General features: G+C 55.5%; 20 protein-coding genes. 13 read left to right on the forward strand and 7 right to left on the reverse strand.

Annotation, left to right across the window (positions count from 1 at the left end):
* Window positions 1-180 precede the first annotated feature (180 nt).
* The 7 genes from JMF94_RS09135 to JMF94_RS09165 all read left to right on the forward strand — a co-directional run bounded on the left by JMF94_RS09135 (window position 181) and on the right by JMF94_RS09165 (window position 6,787).
* On the forward strand, window positions 181-858 hold the full coding sequence (locus JMF94_RS09135) for an outer membrane beta-barrel protein (protein ID WP_022658394.1): 678 nt from the start codon (window positions 181-183) through the stop codon (window positions 856-858).
* A 607-nt stretch (window positions 859-1,465) separates the two neighbouring features.
* Window positions 1,466-3,043: a DnaA/Hda family protein gene (locus JMF94_RS09140; RefSeq protein WP_240824791.1), complete on the forward strand. Its 1,578-nt coding sequence runs from the start codon at window positions 1,466-1,468 to the stop codon at window positions 3,041-3,043.
* A gap of 349 nt (window positions 3,044-3,392) precedes the next feature.
* Entirely contained in the window at window positions 3,393-4,145 is a 753-nt protein-coding gene (gene modC / locus JMF94_RS09145; RefSeq protein ID WP_240824792.1) for a molybdenum ABC transporter ATP-binding protein, read from the forward strand.
* Complete coding sequence (gene modA / locus JMF94_RS09150) at window positions 4,123-4,875, forward strand: molybdate ABC transporter substrate-binding protein (RefSeq protein ID WP_240824793.1); 753 nt, start codon at window positions 4,123-4,125, stop codon at window positions 4,873-4,875. The genes modC and modA overlap by 23 nt, the downstream gene beginning before the upstream one ends.
* Window positions 4,876-4,877: 2 nt before the next feature.
* Window positions 4,878-5,576 (forward strand): ABC transporter permease subunit, encoded by a 699-nt coding sequence (locus JMF94_RS09155; protein ID WP_240824794.1) that lies wholly within the window; start codon window positions 4,878-4,880, stop codon window positions 5,574-5,576.
* 115 nt (window positions 5,577-5,691) lie between these two features.
* The gene (gene modD, locus JMF94_RS09160; protein ID WP_240824795.1) at window positions 5,692-6,558 is read left to right on the forward strand and encodes a ModD protein; all 867 of its coding nucleotides are present in this window, start codon (window positions 5,692-5,694) and stop codon (window positions 6,556-6,558) included.
* A 22-nt stretch (window positions 6,559-6,580) separates the two neighbouring features.
* Entirely contained in the window at window positions 6,581-6,787 is a 207-nt protein-coding gene (locus JMF94_RS09165) for a 4-oxalocrotonate tautomerase family protein (RefSeq protein WP_192111341.1), read from the forward strand.
* A gap of 78 nt (window positions 6,788-6,865) precedes the next feature.
* On the opposite strand, the gene JMF94_RS09170 is transcribed toward JMF94_RS09165, so the two are convergent.
* Window positions 6,866-7,690: a nitroreductase family protein gene (locus JMF94_RS09170; RefSeq protein ID WP_240824796.1), complete on the reverse strand. Its 825-nt coding sequence runs from the start codon at window positions 7,688-7,690 to the stop codon at window positions 6,866-6,868.
* Between the two features lie 570 nt (window positions 7,691-8,260).
* On the opposite strand from JMF94_RS09170, the gene JMF94_RS09175 reads away from it, so the two are divergent.
* Both JMF94_RS09175 and JMF94_RS09180 read left to right on the forward strand, forming a co-directional pair.
* Window positions 8,261-10,681: a methyl-accepting chemotaxis protein gene (locus tag JMF94_RS09175; RefSeq protein ID WP_276612873.1), complete on the forward strand. Its 2,421-nt coding sequence runs from the start codon at window positions 8,261-8,263 to the stop codon at window positions 10,679-10,681.
* Between the two features lie 343 nt (window positions 10,682-11,024).
* On the forward strand, window positions 11,025-11,663 hold the full coding sequence (locus JMF94_RS09180) for a carbonic anhydrase (protein ID WP_240824798.1): 639 nt from the start codon (window positions 11,025-11,027) through the stop codon (window positions 11,661-11,663).
* Window positions 11,664-12,197: 534 nt separating this feature from the next.
* Here the strand turns inward: JMF94_RS09180 and JMF94_RS09185 are convergent.
* Window positions 12,198-12,530: a hypothetical protein gene (locus tag JMF94_RS09185; RefSeq protein WP_240824799.1), complete on the reverse strand. Its 333-nt coding sequence runs from the start codon at window positions 12,528-12,530 to the stop codon at window positions 12,198-12,200.
* Between JMF94_RS09185 and JMF94_RS09190 the strand changes: the two genes are divergently transcribed.
* The 3 genes from JMF94_RS09190 to JMF94_RS09200 all read left to right on the forward strand — a co-directional run bounded on the left by JMF94_RS09190 (window position 12,525) and on the right by JMF94_RS09200 (window position 16,219).
* Complete coding sequence (locus tag JMF94_RS09190; protein ID WP_240824800.1) at window positions 12,525-14,315, forward strand: response regulator; 1,791 nt, start codon at window positions 12,525-12,527, stop codon at window positions 14,313-14,315. The genes JMF94_RS09185 and JMF94_RS09190 overlap by 6 nt on opposite strands.
* Window positions 14,316-14,683: 368 nt before the next feature.
* Window positions 14,684-15,292 carry a rhodanese-like domain-containing protein gene (locus tag JMF94_RS09195; RefSeq protein WP_240824801.1) on the forward strand — a complete coding sequence of 203 codons (609 nt, stop codon included), beginning with the start codon at window positions 14,684-14,686 and terminating at the stop codon, window positions 15,290-15,292.
* A gap of 57 nt (window positions 15,293-15,349) precedes the next feature.
* Window positions 15,350-16,219, forward strand: coding sequence for an MBL fold metallo-hydrolase (locus tag JMF94_RS09200; protein ID WP_240824802.1), 870 nt, complete (start codon window positions 15,350-15,352; stop codon window positions 16,217-16,219).
* A 150-nt stretch (window positions 16,220-16,369) separates the two neighbouring features.
* On the opposite strand, the gene JMF94_RS09205 is transcribed toward JMF94_RS09200, so the two are convergent.
* Window positions 16,370-17,671: a beta-lactamase family protein gene (locus JMF94_RS09205; RefSeq protein WP_240824803.1), complete on the reverse strand. Its 1,302-nt coding sequence runs from the start codon at window positions 17,669-17,671 to the stop codon at window positions 16,370-16,372.
* A 155-nt stretch (window positions 17,672-17,826) separates the two neighbouring features.
* Between JMF94_RS09205 and JMF94_RS09210 the strand changes: the two genes are divergently transcribed.
* On the forward strand, window positions 17,827-18,921 hold the full coding sequence (locus JMF94_RS09210; protein ID WP_240824804.1) for an NADH:flavin oxidoreductase/NADH oxidase: 1,095 nt from the start codon (window positions 17,827-17,829) through the stop codon (window positions 18,919-18,921).
* Window positions 18,922-19,053: 132 nt separating this feature from the next.
* Here the strand turns inward: JMF94_RS09210 and JMF94_RS09215 are convergent, their stop codons facing one another.
* From JMF94_RS09215 to JMF94_RS09230, 4 genes are all read right to left on the reverse strand, one after another.
* Entirely contained in the window at window positions 19,054-19,686 is a 633-nt protein-coding gene (locus JMF94_RS09215) for a hypothetical protein (RefSeq protein ID WP_240824805.1), read from the reverse strand.
* A 160-nt stretch (window positions 19,687-19,846) separates the two neighbouring features.
* On the reverse strand, window positions 19,847-20,980 hold the full coding sequence (locus JMF94_RS09220; RefSeq protein ID WP_240824806.1) for a sulfite exporter TauE/SafE family protein: 1,134 nt from the start codon (window positions 20,978-20,980) through the stop codon (window positions 19,847-19,849).
* A 74-nt stretch (window positions 20,981-21,054) separates the two neighbouring features.
* Window positions 21,055-22,563 (reverse strand): NADH-quinone oxidoreductase subunit N, encoded by a 1,509-nt coding sequence (locus tag JMF94_RS09225; protein ID WP_240824807.1) that lies wholly within the window; start codon window positions 22,561-22,563, stop codon window positions 21,055-21,057.
* A 121-nt stretch (window positions 22,564-22,684) separates the two neighbouring features.
* Window positions 22,685-24,178, reverse strand: coding sequence for an NADH-quinone oxidoreductase subunit M (locus JMF94_RS09230; RefSeq protein WP_240824808.1), 1,494 nt, complete (start codon window positions 24,176-24,178; stop codon window positions 22,685-22,687).
* Between the last annotated feature and the right edge of the window lie 3 nt (window positions 24,179-24,181).

Raw genomic sequence — 24,181 nt, forward strand, 5'->3', positions numbered from 1 at the left:
AGAATGCATTTGCTCCCCAGATGAATCCGCACGTTGCAACATGCTGTTTTGCATGGCTAACACAGTAAAGATACGTCATCACTCCTGCCAATATAGAAAAAATATTGACATTTTCTAATGATTGTTTCAACTTTAAAGCTGCCTTCATTTTTTTGGAGGAAAGTACCTAGGAGGACTGTCATGAAACGCTTTATTCTTGCGTTGGCGCTGGTGCTGAGTCTGGCACTGCCCAACATTGCCGCTGCTGAAGGCAACGGCATGTATCTGGCCCCCAAATTCCTGATGAGCTTTCAAAATACCGGCCAAATTGAACGCTCCCGCGCCATGGCTGGCTCAGGCGTAGACCAGTACAGCCAGTTCACCCTTGGTGGCGCCCTGGCCCTGGGCTATGACTTCTGGCCCCAGCAGATGCTGCCCCTGCGTGCCGAACTTGAATTCGCCATGCGCGGCAACAATGAAAAGACCTGGAGCGATGGCGGCGCAGCCATCAAGCAGGTCAAGGGCACCTGGAATTCCTCGACCCTGTTTGCAAACCTGTTCTGGGATTTCCACAACGACAGCATCATGACCCCTTATGTGGGTGGTGGTCTTGGCATGGCCTTCAACTACGCTGGCTATGACTTTACCGCCAACAACGGCGACAAGTTCAGCGGCGACCAACGCACCACCAACTTTGCGTGGAATCTGGGCGCTGGTGTTGCCTTCAACATCAACGAGCACTTCGCCATTGACGCTGGCTACCGCTTTGTGAGCCTTGGCTACAACGATGTGAGCGTCACCTCTGCCGGCAACAAGTACAACGTCGGCAACCGCCCCTACGAAAACGAGTTCATGCTCGGCCTGCGTTACGGCTTCTAAGCCGCAGATAAGCACCGCAGCCTCACTAGAGGCAAAGCAACGTGCTGTGGACGGTAGATTCAGCGCCAGCGCTGCTTGCGCTGTCCGTCCCTCAGGAAAAAACCCCGGCTCAGGCCGGGGTTTTTGCATTCTGGCGTCAGGCGCATTGATCGGCTGCCCGCATGCGCCGGGCATGCCTGGATATTTTCTTAACTTTCTTTAATATCAACGGTTTTTATATAATTTTCGTGGAAATTCCGGTCCAAACAAGCGGCATGAAACCGCCGAAAATTTCTTTTTCCCCCTTGACAATCTGCCTTGCCTTACGGTGCGCATAGTTTACTGATCCCTTGTTGAAAAATGAAGAATACATGAGGAAAACAGAGAAAAAACAAATTATATTTGTGTAAAACTTTTCAACTCAATGTTTAAAACATCAAGACACCCCATGAAAGCCTTGCCCTAAAAGGATATCACATCATAGGGACTACAGGCCGAGTAACTAAAAAATATTAAAATTCAGACCTATTAGATATAAACAAAGTTGGGGATAAGAAATTGGCCCCATGTCTCAAACAGCTCGGAATCATCAATTGCCCCAAAATCTGATTTTGCGCTACAAGGCTGCATGCGCGAACAATGGTCGGAAATTTCTGAAAATCTCAAGAAAATGCTGCATTCCGGCGTTTTCAAGGTCTGGATTGCACCCTTGCAGGCACAAGTGCACGCGGGGGGGCTTTTGCTTACCGCGCCCAATGCTTTTGTGGCCAGTTGGCTTGAAGGCAAGATGCTCTCCACCCTGCGTGAAGCAGCAGCCCCGGTGCTGGGGCTTGACCCAGCTTCTGTTGATGTTCGCATTACAGCTGCCAGTGATACCGCTCACAGCAGCAAGCCTGCGGCTAACCTGCCAGCCAGTGACAACCGTAATGGCTCGGCCTTTGCTGCCAGCCCTGTGCAACAGACTCCTTCTTTTGCCCTGGCCCAGACTGCAGAAGTCCCCGCCAGACAGGCTGACACGGCAGAGCAGTTCGCGCACTCATCTTCCATACTAAACGCGACTTTTCCCGGTTTGGCGGCCAACGCCACGGATTCCATCAGCCGTCAGGAAACTACCACCCAGCAGATGGCGCGCCCGCAGTTGCAGGCCACCCTGCCCATCAGCAGCACCCCGGCCTATCGTCTGGCGACCAACTGGCGCTATGCTTTTGCGGACTTTGTAGTTGGCCCCACCAATAATATGGCTGTTGCGGCAGCTCAGGATGTAAGCCGTAGCAGCGGCTGCGTACGCACCCTGTTCATGAACTCTGCCCCCGGCCTTGGCAAAACCCACCTGGCACAGGCCGTTGGCCGCGCCATTGCAGAAGAACGTAGCGGCGCGCGCGTGGGCTACCTGACAGCAGAAGATTTTGCATCGCGCTTTGTGGCTGCCCTGCGCACCCACGACATCGAAAATTTCAAGACCCGTTTTCGCGATCTTGACGTACTGCTGCTTGAAGACGTGCATTTTCTTCAGGGTAAGGAAAAAATGCAGGACATGGCTCTGGCCGTGGTTAAAAGCCTTCAGGCCAAGGGCGGACGAGTCATTTTTACCTCATCGTTTTCGCCGCGCGAACTGCAACGCGTCGACAGCCAGCTTGTGTCGCATTTCTGCTCGGGCATCCTCACCGATATTGGCCGCCCCACAGAAGACATGCGCCGCCACATTCTTGAGCGCAAGGCCAAGAGTTACCAGGTGCTGCTGCCCGACTCCGTTTGCGAACTGCTGGCCAGCCGCCTTGACGGCGATGTGCGCCAGATGGAATCGTGTCTGAACAGCCTCATTTTCAAGGCGCGTCTGCTCAATTGCGGCCTTAACCTTGATCTGGCCATGGAAGTGCTCAGCCAGTACGCTGAAATCAGCTGCGGGCCGGATATGCCCACCATCGTGCGTCTGGTCTGTGAAAGCTACGGCCTCAACGAGCGCCAGCTCAGCTCCCGCTCGCGCCGCAAGGAATGCGTGCTGGGCCGCAACACCGTATACTATCTCGCACGCAAACACACAGAACTGACTCTTGAAGAAATCGGCGAAAAATTCAACCGTCGCCATTCCACGGTTATCAAGGGCATCACCAGTGTGGAACGTGAACTTTCCAAAGAAACCAGCCTTGGCCGCCAGATTGCCAGAGCCGTCAAACTTATCGAACGCAATGCAGGCATGGGCGCGTAAGCGTCCTTTGCCCTGCTGATGCCTTGCCCCTGCACCGTCTGGGGTACAGAGCTTCTTCTGCCTTCCATATCCAAATTTTCGTTTCGCATACTTGTCTGAGGTGCGGACTCTGGCCTTGCAGGCCTTTGGCTGTGTACAACACAGCAAAGGCACAAGCCTGCTCCGCTTCATCCCTCAGGATATGCAGATTGCCCCTGCGAGCGCATTCCAACATGCACGCTTATGATATAAACCGTGTATTTATTGATACATGGCTTCACTCTCCGTATGGTCTTAATGATCGCTGGATATGACGCAACTGGCCGCACAAGGCGTCTGGTCATGCCCCAGCCCGCGTTCAGGACAGGCCATGCTGCACGTAGATATCCATAAAAAACACGGTGATTTTGAACTGCAAATTGCATTTACGCTTGCGGAGTGCGGTATTGCTGTGATCTTTGGCCCTTCCGGTTCCGGAAAAACAAGCCTTATCAATTGTATTGCAGGGCTGGAAACGCCCGATGCAGGGCAGATACTCTGCCACGGCATCACCTGCTTTAACGCGGAACAAGGCATAAACCTGCCGCCAGAAGCCAGACGCCTTGGCTATGTTTTTCAGGATGCCCGCCTGTTTCCACACCTTTCTGTCCGCGAGAACCTGCGTTTCGGCCTCCGGTTCCATGCCGTTCATGCCTGCAAGGATGCGCCCGCCCTCGATGACGTTGCCGACCTGCTTGATATTGCCCCCTTGTTGCACAGACGCCCGGCCCATCTTTCCGGCGGCGAAAAGCAGCGCGTTGCCATTGGGCGTGCCTTGCTCTGCCGCCCGCGCCTTCTTCTCATGGACGAACCCCTTTCATCGCTGGACATGAGCCTCAAGGATGGCCTTATGGCCTACATTGCGCGCATTCCGCAGCAGTGGAACGTGCCCGTGCTGTACGTCACCCATTCGCCAGATGAGGCCTTGGCCCTTGGCAACAGCATGCTGCTGTTGCGTCAGGGCCGCCTTGAAGCACAAGGATTAGTTGAGGTTACCCTTCGCAAGGCGCACCGTCTGGGCCTGTTGCCTTACCCCACCTTTTATCTGTCAGGAGCCGCACATGAAGCCTCTGGTATTGCCTGAACGTTTTCGCCTTTTGCTGGTGCTGACCGCATGCCTCCTTGTTTTTGCGCAGTCGGCCCACGCCGAAGGGCCATCCATCACCACCGGGCTTGGATACAAGCCCATGGTCCAGCAGCTGTGCGCGGCCTATGCGCAGCAATCCGGCGTAAAACCTACAGAAATGTACAGCGGCAACATCGGGCAGATAATCGAGCAGGCCAAGGCGGGGAGTGGCGTCAGCATTATTGTTTCAGAAAAAGGCACGTTGCAGGATTCCGGCCTGGCCTTTGCCGCCTATGAACCGCTTGGCGAAGCCGTGCTCGTGCTGGCGTGGCGCAAAGGGCTGCACCTTGCCTCGGCACAGGATCTCACCAAGCCGGAATTTGCCCAAATTGGCTATCCCGATGCCAAGGGGGCCATTTACGGCAGAGCGGCAGTGGCCTTCATGAAGGGCAACAACCTGCTGGAGCCACTCAAGGCAAAGCTTTCCATGCTTTCCACTGTGCCCCAGGTCTTTTCCTACCTTGTTTCCGGCGATCTTGACGCCGCCTTTGTGAACGAGGCCATTGCCCGCAAGCAGGGCGACAGCGTTGGCGGCTGGATGGAAGTGCGCGAGGGGTATACGCCAATGCTGCTGGTGGCGGGGGTTGTGGCCGGGCAGGAGAACAAGGCCGAAGTACGCTCGTTCATACAGTTTCTGAAAACCCCTGAAGCGCAACGCATCCTTGCTGGCAACGGCCTGCGCCTGTAGCCATGCAGTTTCATGAACTATGGCGCGCCCTGTGCGCGCCTGAGGTCAGCTTTTCCGTATTGCTGACCCTGCGGGTCTGTAGCGCCTGTCTGATCTTGCACGCGCTGACGGCCATTCCTCTTGCCCGGCTGGGCATGGCGAAAAATCCGCATCTGCGGCGGGTGATCAACTTTATCATCACCCTGCCGCTGGTTTTTCCGCCCATGGCCCTTGGCTTTTTGCTGCTCATGCTCTTTGGCCGCAACGGCTGGGGAGGCATTGCCCTGAGGGAGACACTGGGCGTCAGCCTGGTGTTTTCGCAGGGGGGCATCATTCTTGCCTCGTGGCTTGCCGGGCTGCCCCTTGTGGTCAAGCCCGTGCAAACCGCGCTGAACAATCCCGAACTGCTGCGCTTTGAACAGGCGGCGCGGGTGTGCGGCGCAACACCCCGCAAATGTTTTTTTCTTGTGACCTTGCCGCTCATCAGGCATGGCCTTGCCGCCGGGCTGCTGCTGGGCATCACGCGAGCCATGGGCGAGGTGGGCATCAGCCTCATGCTCGGCGGCAACATTGCGGGGCGCACCAATACGCTCTCTCTGGAAGTGTTCAACGCAGTTTCCACGGGGGAATTTCAGCGGGCAGCCCTGCTCTGCGCCATACTGGCGATAATCAGTCTTTTGCTGTACCTTGGCATTGACTGGTGTCAAAAAAAGTCATTCTAGAGCATTATCACTCCGCTGCTTCAGCGCACATGCAGGATCCTGCGCCGTTGCCGGAACATTCTCAACCGACATTGCTCTAGCCTGTACAGAGTGTTGCATTCACAAGGAGCATGTCATGCACTTTCCCTGTTCTGATACATGGCTTGAGGGCCTGCTGGCAGACGACTGCCCCGGTCTTGACCTCACAGTAGAGCTGCTCGGCATTGCCGGGGCTTCTGGCATCATGCGCTTCGCGCCCAAGGCGGATTGCACCATCAGCGGCGTGGAAGAGGCCGAATTGCTCCTGCGCAAATGCGGCCTTTCTGTCAGCCGCACCGCAGCCAACGGCAACAGGCTTGCAGCGGGCCAGCAATGTCTGGAGGCCACAGGCCCATCCGCCGCCCTGCACCGTGGCTGGAAGCTGGCCCAGACCCTGATGGAATACATGACAGGCATTGCCACGCGCGCGGCGCACATGGTGGAGCAGGCCCACTCAGCAAACCCCGCCGTGCGCGTGGCCGTGACACGCAAAAACTTTCCCGGCGCCAAGAGCATCTGCCTGGAGGCGGCCATGAACGGCGGGGCCATGATTCATCGGCAAAACCTCTCGGACAGCATCCTCATTTTTGAGCAGCACCGCGTTTTTCTGCCCGGCGAGCAGCAGGCCTCGTTACGCAGTGTGGCAGCCATGATGGACAAATTGCGCGCGCGAGCACCAGAGCGCAAAGTCAGCGCCGAGGTAGACACCTTTGACGATGCACTGCTCGTGGCGGAGGCGGGCATTGATATTGTTCAGTGCGAAAAATTTGACTGCGAAACTCTTGCCGCAACCGTGGGCGCGGTGCGCGCCCTGCGTGACGACATCGTCATTCTGGCCGCTGGCGGCGTCAACGGCGGCAACGCCGCCCAGTATGCGGCCACAGGCGTTGACGTGCTCGTCACAAGCTGGCCCTACTTTGGCAAACCGGCAGACATCAAGGTTGTCATGGAAAAAGCCCCCTAGGGCAATAATCGCGGAGGTACAGATGCCTTTTGTAAATATCAAGGTAACAGGCGGTGCAGAAGCCCCCACTGCGGAGCAGAAAGCAGAACTCATCAGCGGCGTCACGGAACTGCTGCAAAGGGTGCTGAACAAAAACCCCGCAACCACCGTGGTTCTTATTGAAGAACTCTCCACGGATAACTGGGGCATTGGCGGCGAAAGCGTTACAGTGCGCCGCCGCAAACAGTAGCAGCCATCAAATAGGCAAGGCGGCAGCCCGGACATGAAACCCGGGTCGCCGCCTTTATTTTTCTACTGGGGTACAGCCCTACAGCCAGGTGACATCCAGCGCCTTGCGCGGCGGCCTGAAGTGGGGGGCAAGCAGGGGAAAACCCATCATCTGCGCGGCATAGACCTGCTCATCATCCTTCACGCCGACAAAGGCCCGCAGAGCGTGGGCAGAGGGATGCCCCATGGCAAAGCACACGTAGCCGCCCCAGCAACAGCCCACCTTGTGGCCGTGGGCCAGTAGCTCCAGGTAGGCGGCGGCAATGGAGGCATCCGCTGGCCCCCAGTGTCCTTTGGGGGCAACAATCAGGGCAAGATGCGGGGCCGTGCGGGTGATGACGTCATACCCGGCGTCCCATGCCCGCACGAGGCTTTCGGCATGCACATCCCTGGCGGTGGCAGGGTCAATTTCCGGCAGGGCGCGCAACCAGTCAATGACCAGGGCTGCCAGCTTTTCCGTCTGCTCGCGGGTTTCCAAAACAATCCAGCGCAGCTCCTGCGTGTTTTTGGCCGAGGGTGCAAAGCGCGCGCCGTCGAGGATCCTGTGCAGCAGATCATGCGGAACAGGTTTGTTTTTGAAATTCCGCACCGACCGGCGCGAAAATACGAGTTCTTCAACCTGCTCGGCGGATGGTATCTGCTCACGCCGCAAGGGGCGGCTGTCTTGCGATGAAAGCCCCGGCGCTGAACAGGCGTTGGCGGGGCAAAAGGCCATGCACTGCCCGCAACCAATGCATACCCTGACCTTGTGTGAGGATATGGAGGGGTATTCGCCCACATTGCCATCTATAATCTGGATAGGGCACACTTTGGCGCAAATTCCGTCCTTGCGGCACAATTCTGTATCTACTATAAAAGCATTCATAGGCTCCCTGGCGTTATAACGCATGGTCAAAAATGCAAAATGCCGCCTTTGCAGGCATGAGCCTGCTCAGGGGCTTGTATCCTGCGCATAAGAGCGGCGGTTTACAGACTGCCGTAGGTGCGAATACTACGGTAATGCCTGCCAAAAGGCAAAAATCCGCCAGCACGCCCATGGCTCGGCCCCCAGCACGGGCACCAGCAGCCCCACCACCTCAGCCGCCTCTGTTTTCTCAGCAATCCGCTACCACCAGTTGCCGTGTCCTTCGGTTATCAGTTTCCTGCTTTTGAGTTTCCACTCCTAGTTTCCCTAAAAAGCGATCCCCAAAATTACCGGAATGAAGTTTTGAGAATAATTTCTCATTATTAAACGATATCATCTGGGAACTTGTTTTTTTCACACTGCCATGGTATCATTTATGCTTGTGTTCTGAACAAATATACTCTGCCTTATGCTATTTATTAACAAATAGTGACGTTTGAGTCTTTGTCTTTTTACACAACCTGTCACAAGCCTAAAGTTTTTTCACAAGCAAGCGATAGTATTTTAAACTATTGCATATGGAGAACTCTGATGCAATTACGCGCAAAAGTCTGCATCCCAATAGCTGGCATCACACTTGCTATCGGCATTTGTTGTTATTTTGTCATTCAAAAGCAATTTGAAAGACTTAACGAAACAAATATACAGACTTTGGTCGAAGCCCGCTCCTCGCAGATGACGCAGGCAATTGAACTGTGCAGCGAACAGGCCATGCGTATGGCGGCACTGGTGAGCAGACTGCCCGAGGTTGAGGCCGCCTACAGAACAGCCATGGAAGGCGACATTAATGATGAAAACAGCGCCGCCGCACAACGAGGGCGGGAAATGCTGCGCGCATCCCTCGCTCCCATGCTGGAGGGATTCAAGGCGGTTATCGGCGAAAAACCGCAGATTCATTATCACTTTCCCCCGGCCCGGAGCTTTGCGCGCCTGTGGCGCGACAAACAGACCAAACGTGGGGACAAGTGGGTTGATATTTCAGACGATCTTTCGACCTTCCGCCCCACCGTGCTTGACGTAAACAAGAACGGCAAAGCCCTGTGCGGGGTCGAAATCGGCAGCGGCGGTTTTGAAATCCGGGGTCTTGCGCCTGTCACAAGCCTTTCGGGCAGCCAGTTGGGTTCTGTTGAAGTGCTGGTGAGTTTTACGCACGTGCTGAGCGGCCTGAGCTCTGGCGAGGGAGAATCCTCGCTTCTGTATATGAACGCCGAGCACCTTAAGGTTGCCACGGGCCTGCAAAACAAGGAAAAGCACCCCATTGTCGCCGATTCATATGTTCTTGTGAGCGGCACCAAGGACGGCAAGGTTGAGGGATTGCTGGACAAGAGCTTTCTGGACGCCACCCGCAAGGGCTCGACCACCCGAATTGTCGGCTCCACCCTGCTTTCCGGCATGCCCATTACAGATTTCAAAGACAAGCAGATCGGCGTGCTCGTGTTCAGCACTGACCTCTCTGAACAGCAGGGCATCATGAGCCGCGCGGGGATCATCTTAGCTGCGGCCTTCCTTACCCTGCTTGTGGTGCCGCTGGTCATGACGTTCTTTGTGCTCAGCATTACGGTGTTGCGGCCCGTGCAGAGCATCCGACAGACCATTCAGGAAATTGCCGAAGACAGGGCCGTGCTGGCCAATCGCCTAAAGTATTCCTCCGAGGACGAAATCGGCGCGCTGGCGTCATGGTTCAACCAACTGCTGGACAAGATTGAAAGCATGCTCACAGAGGTGCAGGGATACAGAAACCTGCTGGATTCCGTGCCCGATCCCATCTTTGGCGTGGACGACGACTACCGCATTATCATTGCCAACAAAGCCACAGAAACTTTGCTTGAGAAGGATATCAAAAAACTTCGCGGGGAGTTCTGCCACGACAACTTCAATACCGAAGTGTGCCAGAGCGATGACTGCCCCATAGCGCAGTCCAAGTGCAGCGGCAAATCTGTGGTGGCGCGCATACTTGATATCGGGACTGCGGAAAATCCGCATTATATTCAGCCGTTCAGTGATGTGCTGCGCGACAACCAGGGCAATAAAATCGGCTATGTGGAAATTGCGCGCGATGTGACCACTCTGGTGCTGAAAGAACGCGAAATTGAAACCACCATGAAGCATATGAAGGAAGTGAATGCCTCCATAAGCGCAGCGGCTGACAGCCTGACAGAAGCCGTAGGCCTGATGAAGGATCGCTTCCAGCAGGTTTCGGACGGTGCGGATGCGCAAAACGGCCGCGCGCAGGAAACCGCCACCGCCATGGAAGAAATGACTTCCACCGTGCGCGAGGTGGCGCAAAATGCTTCTTCCGCCGCAGACCAGACGGAGGACGCACGGCAAAAGGCCCGACATGGCGCAGAGATAGTTGACGAGGCTGTTTCTGCCATTGCAGAGGTCAACAGTCACACAGGCGCCCTGCTCAAGGAAATGGAATCCCTTGAAACCCATACCGAGGGCATTGGCCGAATCATGGGAGTTATCTCGGATATTGCCGATCAGACCAATCTGCTGGCCCTTAACGCGGCGATCGAAGCTGCCCGAGCGGGCGATGCAGGACGCGGTTTTGCCGTAGTGGCGGACGAAGTGCGCAAACTCGCGGAAAAGACCATGCAGGCCACCAAGGAAGTCACAGAGGCCATTACCACCATCCAATCTGTGGCAAAGGGCAATATGCAGGAAATGCGCGACACTGCCGACACTGTCAGCAGGGCCACTGAAATGGCCAACCAGAGCGGCGCCGCACTTTCCCAGATAGTGGAAATTGTCGCCAGTGCCAGCAACAGCGTGCAATCCATCGCCACGGCAGCGGAGCAGCAATCCGCCACAAGCGAAGAAATCAACCATGCTATTACAGATGTGAAGCATGTTGCAGAAACCACCAATACCCTGACGCGTGAACTGCACGGCACAGTTACCGAACTTTCACGCCTTGCAGCGCAGTTGAAAGCGTTGTCGCAAGGGTAAGTTACCGTAGATTCCGAACAGGCGCAGATATAATAGGGCCCGCATCAGCCATGCTGTTTGCGGGTCCTGTGGCCTCTTCTTGACGTTTGGCACAAGATGCCCTACCCAGTGCCTATGGAGCTTTGCTGCAAGGACTTGTTCAAGCCCAACTGACCCGACGCCAGCACTGACCGGGCCAATAGTCTGCCAAGCAGCCAAAGCAAAGAAACTCTGCCCCAATTACAGACAATCCAGCAGCCCCCCTTGCCGCCCGCAGCGCAATATCAATGTCTCACAAATTTCGCCCCCCAAAAATCCCGCAACTACACACGCCCCAACCCACGATGTTTATTGAGGTTATTTGATGAAGAACGTTGAACGCTTGCTTCAGGGGAATGAATTTTTTCAAAAAAACTACTTCTGCAAGCATGAAAATGAGCTTCTGGAACTGGTTTCCAGCGGCCAGCACCCCAAGGTGCTCTATATCGGTTGCGCCGATTCCAGGGTTATTCCATCGCTTATCACCAACACTCCTCCCGGCCAGCTCTTTGTGCTGCGCAATGTGGGCAACTTTGTGGCCCCTTACAAACCGGACGAAGACTATCACGCCATGGCCGCAGGCATTGAATATGCCGTAACGGCCTTGAATATTGAAGAAATTATTATCTGCGGGCACACTTATTGCGGCGCCATCGCAGCTCTGTACAAGGACATTCACGACGAGGCCTTTGTGCACACGCAAAAATGGCTTTCCCTTGGCAAAAAAGCCAAGGAACTTGCCACGCTGGCACTTGGCAAGGAAGTTGGACAGGATAAACTGCTGCGGCTGACAGAGAAACTCTCCATCATTTTTCAGATAGAAAACCTCATGACATACCCGTGCGTACGCGACAGAGTAAAATCGGGCGACCTGCACGTTCATGGCTGGCTCTACTATATTGAATCTGGCGAAATCAAATATTACGACCCTGACGAACATGATTTTCTGGCCCTGAAAAAATAACGGCCCAGCGTGCAGGCCAATGCGTTGACTTGTGTTGCGACATACCGCTGACAGCGGATTTTCCAGCTATGGAAAATCCGCTGTTTTTATATGCCTTCTAGTATTTCGCATTCTGTGTTGTGAATGCGGGCATTGATGGCCTTTGCCAAATGCGTATCAGCGTGTTCGCAATATATCCGTGATCAGTCTTAAAGGCGTACTACAATATGTTTTTTACCATTGAAGTGTGTCTGCTAACAATCACAGTCATATGTTTATCAATTTGCAACGATACTGTGATCTGGATTTATAAAAATTTCACGTTTACACCAGATAAATTTTATATTTAACTAATTTGAAATACATTCCAAGCTAGTCAGCCTCAAGCAAGGGACTACTTCCATGAACAAAAATCTGACAGATCAATTCATGAAGTGGAATAGTTCAGCTAATATTGCATGTTGTCTTTTAACTCGGCTTGAGGGCAACACCTTCTCCATTAGCGCCGCCACCACAAGATTTACGGACCTCATAAAAATCAAAAGTTTTGGAGAATTAGAAAAGATTATTGAAAACAGGGAGCATCTGAACAAATCGCTCTCCCAGGATTATGCGGAGGAATGGACCGTATTTTGTGAAACCAGCCATTGCTTCCTTGATTGCCGCTGTCAGCGGATTGAAGACGAGGTTTGCGTATTGTGGATTTCTGCAGCAGAACAGCAACCTACTGATGTTCTGTCTGATATTCCAATCGGCATCATCCGCATGAAGGCCACGCAAGGGCCAGCCAAACTTCAATGCACCTACATGAACAGCGAGGCGCTGGCCATGACAGGCACGTCGGGACGTGAGGCGAGCAAATGCTTCCACGTCAGTGAACTCATGCATGTTCACAGTGCCGACGTGTGCAAGGTAGAACACCTGCTGGCAATGTTCATATCCGGCAAGGCGTTGCAGCCTCTTGAGTGCAGACTGCGCCCGCGCGATGGTCACGTCAGGTGGATTCGCGTCAGTCTCTCCTGGATTATCCCCCAAGAAATTCTACAACTGGCATTTGTCAATATTTCTACAGAAAAAGAGACCCAAGCGCACAGCAGGCAAAGCCAGGTTTTGCTGCAAAAAATTCTGGATACCACGCAGGCTGCAATCTTCTGGAAAGATGCAGAAAGGCGCTTTATCGGGGTAAACAAGGCTTTTCTGGAATACTACGGATTTGATTCCGAGCAGGTGCTCTTGGGCAAGAATGATGAAGATATGGGCTGGCATAGCGACCCTGACCCGTACAAGAATGATGAACTGCGAGTGTTGCAGGGTGAGAGCACCACGCGGGTTCCCGGCATGTGCTTTTGCAGGGGCGAAAACCGCCACATTGTAGCCAGCAAAAGCCCGCTTTATGAAGACGGTAAAATTGTGGGGCTTGTTGGCAGTTTTGAAGATGTCACAAGTGAATACATGCTGCGCAAAGACGTAGTGGATCTCAACGCCAAGTTACATGCAGCCCTGAAGAAAGAACGCCAGGCCAACCGCGCAAAGTCTGACTTTCTCTTGCGCATGAGCCATGATATGCGCACTCCCCTTGCCACCATTGTGGGCTTTTCTGACCTTGAGCTGAAAAAACACCGCGATCCTGGCCTCGCCAAGGTCTTCTCCACCATAAAGGCGTGTTCAAACTTTCTGCTTGCCATTCTTTCCGACATTCTTGACCTGCAAAAACTCTCTAACGGGAAAATAGACGTTATACCCACAATTTGCACTGGCGCTCATAGCGCAAAAAGCATTGAATCCATCATCAGGCCCCAAGCTGAGGCAAAAAACATTACTTTCATAACGCATTTTAACTGCACAGCAACCAACTGCTATGCGCAGATCGACACGCGCAAGGTTCAGCAGATCATCGTCAACCTCTTGAACAATGCCGTCAAATACACGCAACCCGGCGGCACCATAACATGGCGCAATGACATCTGCGGTGAAAATGCCGACAGCCTTGTTGTAACCCATGTCATTTCTGATAACGGGCCGGGAATCAGCAAGAAATTTCAGGCCAGCATGTATTCCCCATTCACGCAGGAAGACCATATGTCCAGCTCTGGCAGCGGGCTTGGGCTAGCCATTGTGAAAAAGCTGGTCGATATTCTGGGGGGCAACATTACCTGCAAATCCGCGCCGGGGCAGGGAACAACATTCACGGTGATTTTGCCCCACCAAAAAGCTACCGCCGCAGATATCGCCGCCTTCCACAAAAAGAATCGCACACAGCACACCGCCCCAACCTCGCTTAAGGGAAGAAAGATCCTCATCTGCGAAGACAACGTCATCAACAGTGAAATCCTGAAAGAAATGCTCGAAAGTGAAGGCGTGGTGTGCGAACAGGCCTTCAACGGCAGTGAAGGAGTGGAAAAGGCCAAAGGCCGTAATTACGACATCATCATGATGGACATCCGCATGCCTGTGATGGACGGCTATCAGGCTACCCGCGAGATACGGGAGTTTGATGTGGACACTCCCATTGTGGCGCTTTCCGCCAATGTTTTTGCCGATGAGATACAGAATGCCTTTGAATCCGGCATGGACGAATTTCTGGAAAAACCGGTTATTATGAGCAAGATGTTTTCAGTTCTTGGCCAGCTTCTTTCGCCCACGCCTGCCTCAACCACGCAGGGACCGGATTAAAAGCTTGCCAGACCGTCAGCATCTCTCTTCGCAGAAAGAATACTTCATCCCTCCCTGCCAGCTTGCGTCTGAACTGTTTTCCTCCCACAGCGCAACCGCAAATGACCTTGTTGCAAATATCACAACCATGCGGGGCGCATTATACAAATGCACCCTTTCCAAGCAGGCCTTGCAGTCCCCGGAAACATGCTTACCTGAAAAGAAGATACGGTAGCCAACTACTATGTACACTCTTCTTGCTGCTTTGCAGTCTGCCCACGGTGAGATATCATGTACAGGACTGCACCATTTGCGGCAAGCCACAGATATGGCTATGAACGGCTCTTCATACCCTTCCAACCGGAGGCTATCCCCCGAAGGAGGCCATGATGACAACAGTTAAGAGCATCAGCGCGCAAGCCCTGCGGCAAAAAGACCTCAAGCAGGCGCTCATAGTGGATGTGCGCACCCCCATGGAATTTGCGGAAAAACGTCTCGTCCTTCCGACCACGCTGGCCCCTGTGACGGAGCTTGATCCTCACATGGTTGCCCTGCGTAGCGGGGCATTGACAGACACCCCCATTTATACCCTTTGCGCCAGCGGGAAGCGTGCGCAAACGGCAGCGGCCAAATTTGCCGAAGCCGGATTTGCGGACATAACCGTTATTGAAGGCGGCCTTGCGGCCTGCAAGGAAGCTGGATTCCCCACCACAGGACAGGCGCTGCCCAAAACAGGCGAAACCTCACCCACGTTGGACAGGCAGGTGCGTCTTGTGGCCGGGGCGCTCACGGCCCTGTTCGTTTTGCTGGGGCTTTTTGTACACAAGGCTTTTCTGCTCGGCGCGCTCTTTATTGGCTGCGGGCAGGTATTTTCCGGCCTTACCAACTGGTGCGGCCTCGCGCTGCTGCTCACGCGCGCACCCTGGAACAAAAAGGGCTGCTCTGGCGGCGCTTGCCCCATTGGAGCTGGCAAAAGCCCCGGCGCAAGCTGCCAGTAACGCGCCATCCCTTGGTGCCGGAACTTTCACCCTAGCTTTTTTGCAAAGGAGTTCGCCATGTCTGCACCCAACGTGCGCGGATTTTTTGATCCCGTTACCGCTACCTGGACATATGTGGTCTGGTCTGCAACTGATGCCCAGAAGCGTTGCGCCATTATAGACAGCGTGCTGGATTTTGACCTCCACGCCTGCCGCACATCCACTGTTTCTGCCGATGCCGTTATTGATTTTGTCCGCCAGCAAGGCTTTGTGGTTGAGTGGATTCTTGAAACCCACATCCACGCAGACCACGTCACCGCAGCCAGCTATATCAAGGAAAAAATGGGCGGGAAAATAGCCATCAGCAAACACATGCTGGATATCATTTCCACATGGACGCCCATCTTCCAAACGCAGGAGGACACCCCCGCAGACGGTTCGGCCTTTGACCATCTGTTTGAAAATGATGAAGAATTCACCATTGCCGACATGCCCGCAAAAATCATCCATACGCCGGGGCATACCCCCGCAGACACCACCTATATTGTGGGCAATGCGGCCTTTGTGGGCGACACCATCTTTTTACCCGATGTGGGTTCAGGCAGGTGCGACTTCCCTGGCGGCAGCGCCGAGGATTCCTATGATTCCTCCCGCAAACTCTTTGCCCTGCCCGATGACCTGCGCATCTATGTGGGGCATGACTACCCGCCTGAGGGTGTGCGGGGTCCGCAGTGCATGGCAACCGTTGGCGAGCAGAAAACCGCCAACTTGCGGCTGAACCTGCAAGTGGGCAAGGCCGAATTTGTGGCAAAACGCAAGGCGGACGATAACGGCAAGGCCGTACCGCCGCTCATTTTGCCCTCCCTTCAGGCCAACATGCGCACAGGAAAATTCGGCAAGGCCGTCAATGGCCTGCAATTTGTAAAACTGCCCGTGAACCGCATGTAAGACCAAGGGGGAATATCCAGCTTACAGACAAAGCCCCTTCTTCCTCCAGCATGCGGGGATGGACGAAGGGGCTTTGAGAACATGCGTGACTCAAGCCGGAGCGTAAAAAAGAGGGAAGCTTGCAACAGAACATGGGCCTTGTAATTTTGGCTACTTTTTGTCGTACACGGCCCGTGCAAGGTCAACCGCAAACGGCCCAGCCATACCCGTAGGCGTGGTATTGGTAAGCGCCACAAAGGATATGCCGTTGGCGCGGTCCATAAAAAAATGGCTCCCGTATGCGCCGCTCCAGCTCCAGGTGTTCTGGCCCGCAGGGTATTCTGCCTTTTCAGGGCGCAGCAGCACCGCGCCGCCAAAACCAAATCCCCAGCCCGGCGCGACAACCTCATTAGTTTTACCTGCGGTTACACTCAGCCTTTGCGACAATATGGGGCAGACCTGATCGGCAGTCATGGCCTTCGCGGTATCCGGTTTGAGGATGGAGCCTCCGTTTTGGCGCACGGCCTCGAGAAATTTCAGGTAGTCTGCCGCTGTTCCAACCATTCCGGCGCCAGCGGAGGGAAAGGCCTGTTCGTCCAGCGCCCTCCCCGGCTGAAAACGCGTTGCGGAAACAGCGTTGGGCACAAATTCAGTCTCGGCCATGCGGTGGGTCTTGCCATTGGCCCACACATAGGGTGCGGCAAGCAGATCAGGATCATCTGCCATAAAACCCGTGTGCGTCATGCCCAGCGGCCCGGTTACAAGCTCCTGCACCACGTTGGGCAGCTTGTCCCCCCCAGCGCGGGAGACGATTTCGCCAAGCACATCAATGGCAAGGGAGTATTTCCAGTCCGTACCCGGCTCATAATAAAGCGGTACTGTGGCAAGCCGCCAGATGTTTTCTTCCAGCGTGATTGGCGGGTCATCCAGTCCATCGGAAACTTCGGCCAGCGCCATGGGGCCATCAGACGGCTCCGAAAAACCATAGGAAAGCCCGGCAGTGTGCGTGAGCAGGTGGCGCACAGTAATGACAGGATCCGCCTTGTCCGCAAGCGATGGGGTAAAAGAGGGAATCCAGCGGGTAACAGGGTCGTCCAGAGCGATCATGCCCTTCTCCACCAGTGCAAGTGCTGCGGCGCTCGCAATGGGCTTGCTCATGGAGGCCAGTCGAAAACGCGTTTCCGGACTCATGGGGGTGCCTTTTTCCGCATCGGCCATGCCCACGGCCCGCGCGTAGACCACCTGCCCCTGACGGGCAACCATGACCACAGCCCCAACGATGCGGCCCTCGGCAACAGCCTTGTTCAGCACGGCATCAAGCCGCTGGGCCAAAGCCGTATCGGTGTTTTTTTCTGCACTTGCCGCGCTGCTGCCAGCCGGAACCAAGGCGCAAAGGGCAACAATCAGCAGAGCAACAAACCGGGATGCCAGTTTGCCCGAGAGCAACCCTATTATTTTTTTCTGCTTCTGCACACATCCTCCCCGCAGGCAAAACGGCCCTGCCCTATTTCTGCTGATAGAGCCATTTTTGGTCACAGATGTAAATACCGGGAACGCTTTTCACAAGCATTGGGCGCTTAACAAAGAAAAAGCATTCCGCTAGGATTAAAACCAAGCAGGAGGACACCATGAATCCACTCTTTTCTCCCATCAAACTCAAAGGGCTCACACTGCCCAACCGTATAGTCGTTCCCCCCATGGATCAATACTCGGCAGAAGAGGGATGCCCCGTGTACTGGCATGCCATGCACTATGGCACCCTTGCCGTTTCCGGAACCGGGCTGCTCATTGTGGAAGCAACGGCTGTAGAAGCGCCGGGGCGTATATCCCCGCAGGATCTCGGCCTCTGGAATGAGGAGCAGGAAGCCGCCCACAAGGCCATGCTCGATTCCATACGTACCTATTCTTCCACGCCCATCGGCATCCAGATCGGACATGCCGGACGCAAGGGCGCTACGGGCCTACCTTGGCAAGGAGGCAAGCCGCTGCTGCCCGCAGATGGCGGGTGGGAAATATGCGCGCCTTCCGCCCTGCCCTATGCGCCGGGTCATCAAACACCAGCAGAACTCAAGGCGGCAGACATAGCCCGCCTGACAGAATCTTTTGTAGCTACGGCCAAACGCGCCGTACGCGCCGGGTATGACGCCATTGAGCTGCACGCGGCCCACGGCTACCTGATGCACGAATTTCTGTCGCCGCTCAGCAATGCCCGCACCGATGCCTACGGCGGCAGCCTCGAAAACAGGATGCGCTTTCCGCTGGAAGTGCTGGCGGCAGTGCTCGCAGCGGTTCCGGCCAATTACCCTGTGGGCGTGCGCGTTTCAGGCACCGATTTTGCCGAGGGCGGCTGGAATGTGGAAGAATGCGCTGCCTTTGCAAGGGCAGTTGAAAAAGCAGGGGGCGCGTACATACACGTTTCCGGCGGCGGGCTTTCGCCCAACCAGAAGATCGCCCTTGCGCCCGGCTATCAGGTGGCACTGGCGGCTGCGGTCAAGGCAGCAGTGAGCGAGCTTCCTGTCATTGCCGTGGGCCTCATCACGGAGCCGGAACTGGCCTCAAGCATTGTGGTCACAGGGCAGGCCGACATGGTAGCCATTGGCCGCGCCATGCTGTACGACCCGCGCTGGCCCTGGCATGCCGCTGCTGCTCTTGGGCAGACCATTGCTGCGCCATCGCCCTACCTGCGCAGCAAGCCGCACAACGTGAAGGATCTTTTTGCGTAAGGCTGGTTTTCACAGCGCATACGCTACATGCAGAAGGCCCCGCAATCTTTAACGATGCGGGGCCTTCTGCATTGGCCAGCCAGATCAATGCTGCGCGAGGATTGCTCCCGGCGCAGGATCTCGGAACATATCCTACTGGGGCGCGTCCACCTTGTGGGCCTGCGCTTGCGGCTGGGCCTGCGCTTGTGGCTGGCCTTCAGGCTCCACTTCTGCATTGGCCTCGGGGCTGTTTACGATCTGGGTTTCCAACGGGGCCGCCCCGCTGCGCAACTGCCAGCGCGTGATGGTCTTGTTGCTGAACATCCGCAGCGGGATATAAAAAAGAATGAACCAGAAAACCATGCTCGGCTGATTGCCAAACAGCGGCAAAGAAAAAGGCAGCTCAGGGCTGATTGTGCCAAAGCGCAGCTGCATCCATGCAAGCATGATGGGAGCAGGCCACAACGAAGCCACAAACAGGGCGTTGCTGAGCGAAAAATAATAGCCAAAAGCCTCATGCCCCTGACGATTCACTGCTTTGAAGGCTTCCTTGCCAGAGTTCTGCAAGGCTGATTCGCTCAACTCATGATAATGACGCATGTCATCCTGCAATTTTTTCAGGCGCTTGCGGTGCATACGCTGGGCCATGCGCAGGGTGGCAATGCCTATGAGGCCCGCCACCAGGGCAAGAATTGCTGTTCCCAAAAAGTAGGCTGCCTCGGGCTGCGGCACCACGCGGTACGGCAGCACCAAGAAAGGATCAAGCCAGACCAGAAGTTGTTCCATATCTCAGCGGCTCCGTTTTTCGCACAGGGCGATTCTAAGCCCTTGCGCACGGGCAGATTAGCATTCTGTTGTAAAAAGGAAACACTGCATCCCCGTGGGCAGGCCAGGGGGATGCAGTGTTTTTCATGTTTTCAGCATGTTCCGGACATAGCCGGAAATACTAGCCGAACATCTTGATGTTGAAGAAGCCGCGCAGGATGTAGTCGGTACCAACGTACAGGGCCAGCACGATGAAGAGGCGCTTCAACCAGATATCGGAGAAGAAACGCGAGGTGTAGGGGCCAACAATGGAACCCACGGCAATACCGGCCAGTTCAAGACCAACCAGGTTCCAGTCCACCAGCGCGCCGTGCAGCATGAGGGTGGTGATACCGGTGATCATGCTGAGCAGCACGGCCAGAGCGGAGGTACCAGCAGCCAGGTACATGGGGAGCTGGGTCACGCTGGTGATGAAAGGCACCAGCAGGAAGCCGCCGCCCACGCCCAGGAAGGCCGCGATGCTGGCGATAACCACGCCGCCGCAGAAGGGCAGCAGGGGATTGAAAGAGAATTCCACGCCGCAGAAGGTGAACTGGCAGGTGGTAAAGGTGAACTTGATGAGCTTAACGCCCGTGGGGGCAGCAGCGCCTTCACCCTTGGCCTTGGCGGCAGCTTCAAAAGCCTTGGCGGCTTCCTTGGCTTTGGCCTTGGAACGCTGACCGGCAGGGGAGGTTTCCCACATCAGGTACAGGCCCAGCAGCAGCACGAAAAGACCAAAATAGCCCTGATAGGACGAGAAGTTCAGCTTGCCGGCAGTCAGCGAAACAGCACTGAAAGCGCCCACGATGGAGCCAAGGCCCAGGGCGAAGCCCAGGGGCAGCACAAGGCGCTTCATGCGGTAGTAGCTGAACGTGCTGATAACAGCGGAAAGCCCGGCGAGCATCTGGTTGGAGGCGCGCACGGAGTCGGTGACGGACTTGTTAAGGGGCGTCTTGCCAAAAGATTTGGCATACGCGCCAAGGCCGTGCACGGTCATGTGGCCCACGCCAGCCATAACGCCGCCAAAAGCGCCCACGGTGGAGAAAATCCAGCCCACCCACAAGGCCCAGCCAAAGGCCAGAATCATGTTGACCTTGGGGCCGCCGGGGATACCAAGATAGCCGGGTTCAGCCTGCATGTTGATGGTATTGGGGGCCGTTTCCACCTGTTTGGCGATGGCATTGGCAAGCACGCTGCCGTCAGCAGCAAGGGCGACACTGGCGGTCAGCACCAGAAGTGAAGCCACCACGCCGAAAAGTACCCACTTGTTTCTCATTCCAACTCCTCCCGATCAACGTCGCACAAGCGAACGGATAATAATGCCTGAAAGCGCCCTGTTGAGGCAGCTTCCTAAAAAAACACATGCACCCACGAAAGCAGCGTCTGCGGGAACACGCCCCACAACACCACACCTGTCAGACAGCACAGAAGTACAGCCCTCACGCCCGCACCGCCCGAAGCTGCCTGTATGGGTGCGGGGTGATTTGCCGGGGCCTCCTGCATGTACATGCGTCGTGCCACTCCAAGATAATACCATGCGGAAATGGTGCTGCTGATCACAGCCACAAGCACCGTTACCGTATAGCCTGCCGAAAAGGCTTCTTTAAAGAGCATGAATTTGCCCATAAAGCCCGCAGTCGGCGGAATGCCCGTCAGGGAAAAAAGAAAAACCAGCATGGCCGCAGCAAGGGCGGGATGTCGTGCGGCAAGGCCCGAGTAATCATCCAGGTCTTCACCCGCATCAGCCAGAGGATTATTTCCCTGTTTTTTCCCGTACACCGCAAGGTAGCCCATGATGGCAAAGGCACCCATGTTCATGCACAGGTAAATGGTCAAATACGCCGCCGTGGCGCGCAGGCCGTCGGCTGTGCACGCGGCAAGCCCCAAGAGGGCATAACCCGCGTGAGCTATGGCAGAGTACGCCAGCATGCGTTTAAGGCTTGTCTGCATTACGGCAGCGATATTGCCCAGAAGCATTGTCAATGCGGCCATCAAGGCCAACGCCCCGCTCCACTGAGCGCCCAGTTGCGGCAAGGCCATGACCAATACGCGCGCAAGCACGGCGAAACTGGCCGTTTTGGCCGCCACAGACATAAAGGCGGTCACGGTTGTGGGCGCGCCTTCGTACACATCAGGCACCCACACGTGGAAGGGCGCGGCAGCCACCTTGAACCCCATGCCTGCCAGCATGAGCGCCAAAGCAACTACCAGGGCGGGCATGGTCTGCCCGGTTGCGGCAACAGGCAGTGCCGCAGCGATCTGCGCAAGCTCGGTATGCCCGGTAAGCCCGTACAACAGGGACATGCCAAAAAGCAAAAGAGCCGAAGCGAAACTGCCCATCAAAAAATATTTGATGGCCGATTCGCTGCTTCGCGGATCGCCAGTGCGCAGGGCCGCCATCGCGTAAATGGGCAGGGCCATGAGCTCAAGCCCCAGATAGAGCACAATGAGGTCGCCAGCCGAGGCCATTACGCACATGCCCAGTGTTGAACATACTGCAAGGCAGTAATATTCGCCCTGACGCATTTGGGCATGTGAAAAAAAACTTTCGCTCATTAACGCCGTAAAAGCAAGTGCTACTACGCAAATGGCTTTAAAGAGCGCTCCAAAGCCGTCAGCGCGGAACATTCCGTCAAAAGAAACACTCCCGCCGCCCGCAGAAACTGCTACAATTGCTGCAAAAGCCGTTATTGCACCAACGACCGTCAGCCATTGCAGAAAAGCCCGCGCCCTTGGAAAAAACATGTCGGCGCACAGCAGGCCAATGGCCGTGACCAAGAGCGTCAGCTCCGGCAGCAGGGCCGGAAGTTCTTTCAGCAATGGCAGGGCCGAAAGGGGCGCTACGGATATGGCTGTCATGATAGCTCCTATGGTGTTGCCCTTGTGCCGCAAGGCACACTGTCCGCCAACTGTATGGGCCATGCATGGCCTGTGGCGGGGGCGCAAACTTTTATTGCCAGTGCTCGGGCCGCAACTTTTTCTAATTTGCGGTAAAAACTGCAAAGGCCTGCTGGGTATCTGCCACCAGATGTTCCACCGTTACGTGCATGTATTCCAGCAACACGTTGGGGAAGATGCCGATGCCCACTATAAGCAGGCTCATGGTCAGCAAAATGGCTATCTCGCGCCCATCAAGCTTTTCCCCAACCAGACCGCGCACGGTTTCAGACACCTGACGGAAAAACACGCGCTGATACAGCCAGAGCATGTACCATGCGCCCAATATCAGGCCAGAAGACGCCACCACCGCCGCCCAGGGAGCGCGTTCAAAACCGCCGAGCAGGATCAGGAACTCACCCACAAAACCGTTGGTACCGGGCAAACCCACAGCCGCCAGAGTAAAGACCATAAAAAAGGCCGCCAGCACGGGCATGACCGAGGCCAGCCCGCCGTATACCTTGATCTCGCGTGTATGAGTGCGGTCATAGAGCATGCCCACGCCCAGAAAGAGCGCGCCCGTCACTATGCCGTGGTTGATCATCTGCAAAATGGAACCTTCCACGCCCTTTTGGGTCAGCGCAAAAAGCCCCAGTGTCACAAAACCCATATGACTTACGGAACTGTAGGCGATGAGCCGCTTGACGTCCGTTTGCGCGAGGCAAACCAGCGCACCGTACACGATGGCGATGACGGAAAGCACCAGCATGGGCTTGAGCAGCACCCATGCGGCATAGGGAAACAGAGGCAGGGAGAAGCGCAAAAAGCCGTACGCGCCCATTTTGATCAACACGCCAGCCAGAATGACCGAGGCCGCCGTGGGCGCTTCGGTATGCGCGTCTGGCAGCCACGTATGCACGGGCCACATAGGCACCTTGACCGCAAAGGCGGCAAAAAAGGCCCAGAACAGCAGCAATTGCAGCCGGGGGTCAAAGTCGTTGCGCGCCAGCGCCATGATGTCGAAGGTATGTCCACCCTTGAGGTACAGCAGGATGATGCCCAGCAGCATCAGCAAACTGCCCAGCAGGGTGTACAGAAAGAACTTAATTGTGGCGTAAATGCGGCGAGGCCCGCCCCACACGCCAATGAGCAGGAACATGGGAATGAGCATGGCTTCCCAGAAAATGTAAAACAGCATGAGGTCGGTGGCGCAAAACACACCCACCATGGCGCTTTCAAGCAGCAGCAGGCTGATGAAAAACTCCTTGGCCTTGACCTTGATGCTCTTGTACGACACCGCCACGCCCATCAGCGTTATGAGGGCCGTCAGGGGCAGAAACAGCACGCTTATACCGTCCACGCCCAGAGCGTAATAGATGTTCAGGCTCTCAATCCACGCGCAGTTTTCCACCAGTTGCATTTGCCACAGGCTTTTATCAAAGCGGCTCAGAGCCACAAAGCTCAGGCACAGCTCAAGCAGGCATACGGCAAGCGCGCCCAGCTTGATGGTTTCTTCATTGCGGCGCGCAACAGCCAGCAGGGAAAGCCCACCCGCCAGAGGCACAAAGATGAGCAAGGAAAGAACAGGTACAGACATGCG

Source organism: Desulfovibrio sp. UIB00 (assembly GCF_022508225.1).
Taxonomy (GTDB): domain Bacteria; phylum Desulfobacterota; class Desulfovibrionia; order Desulfovibrionales; family Desulfovibrionaceae; genus Desulfovibrio.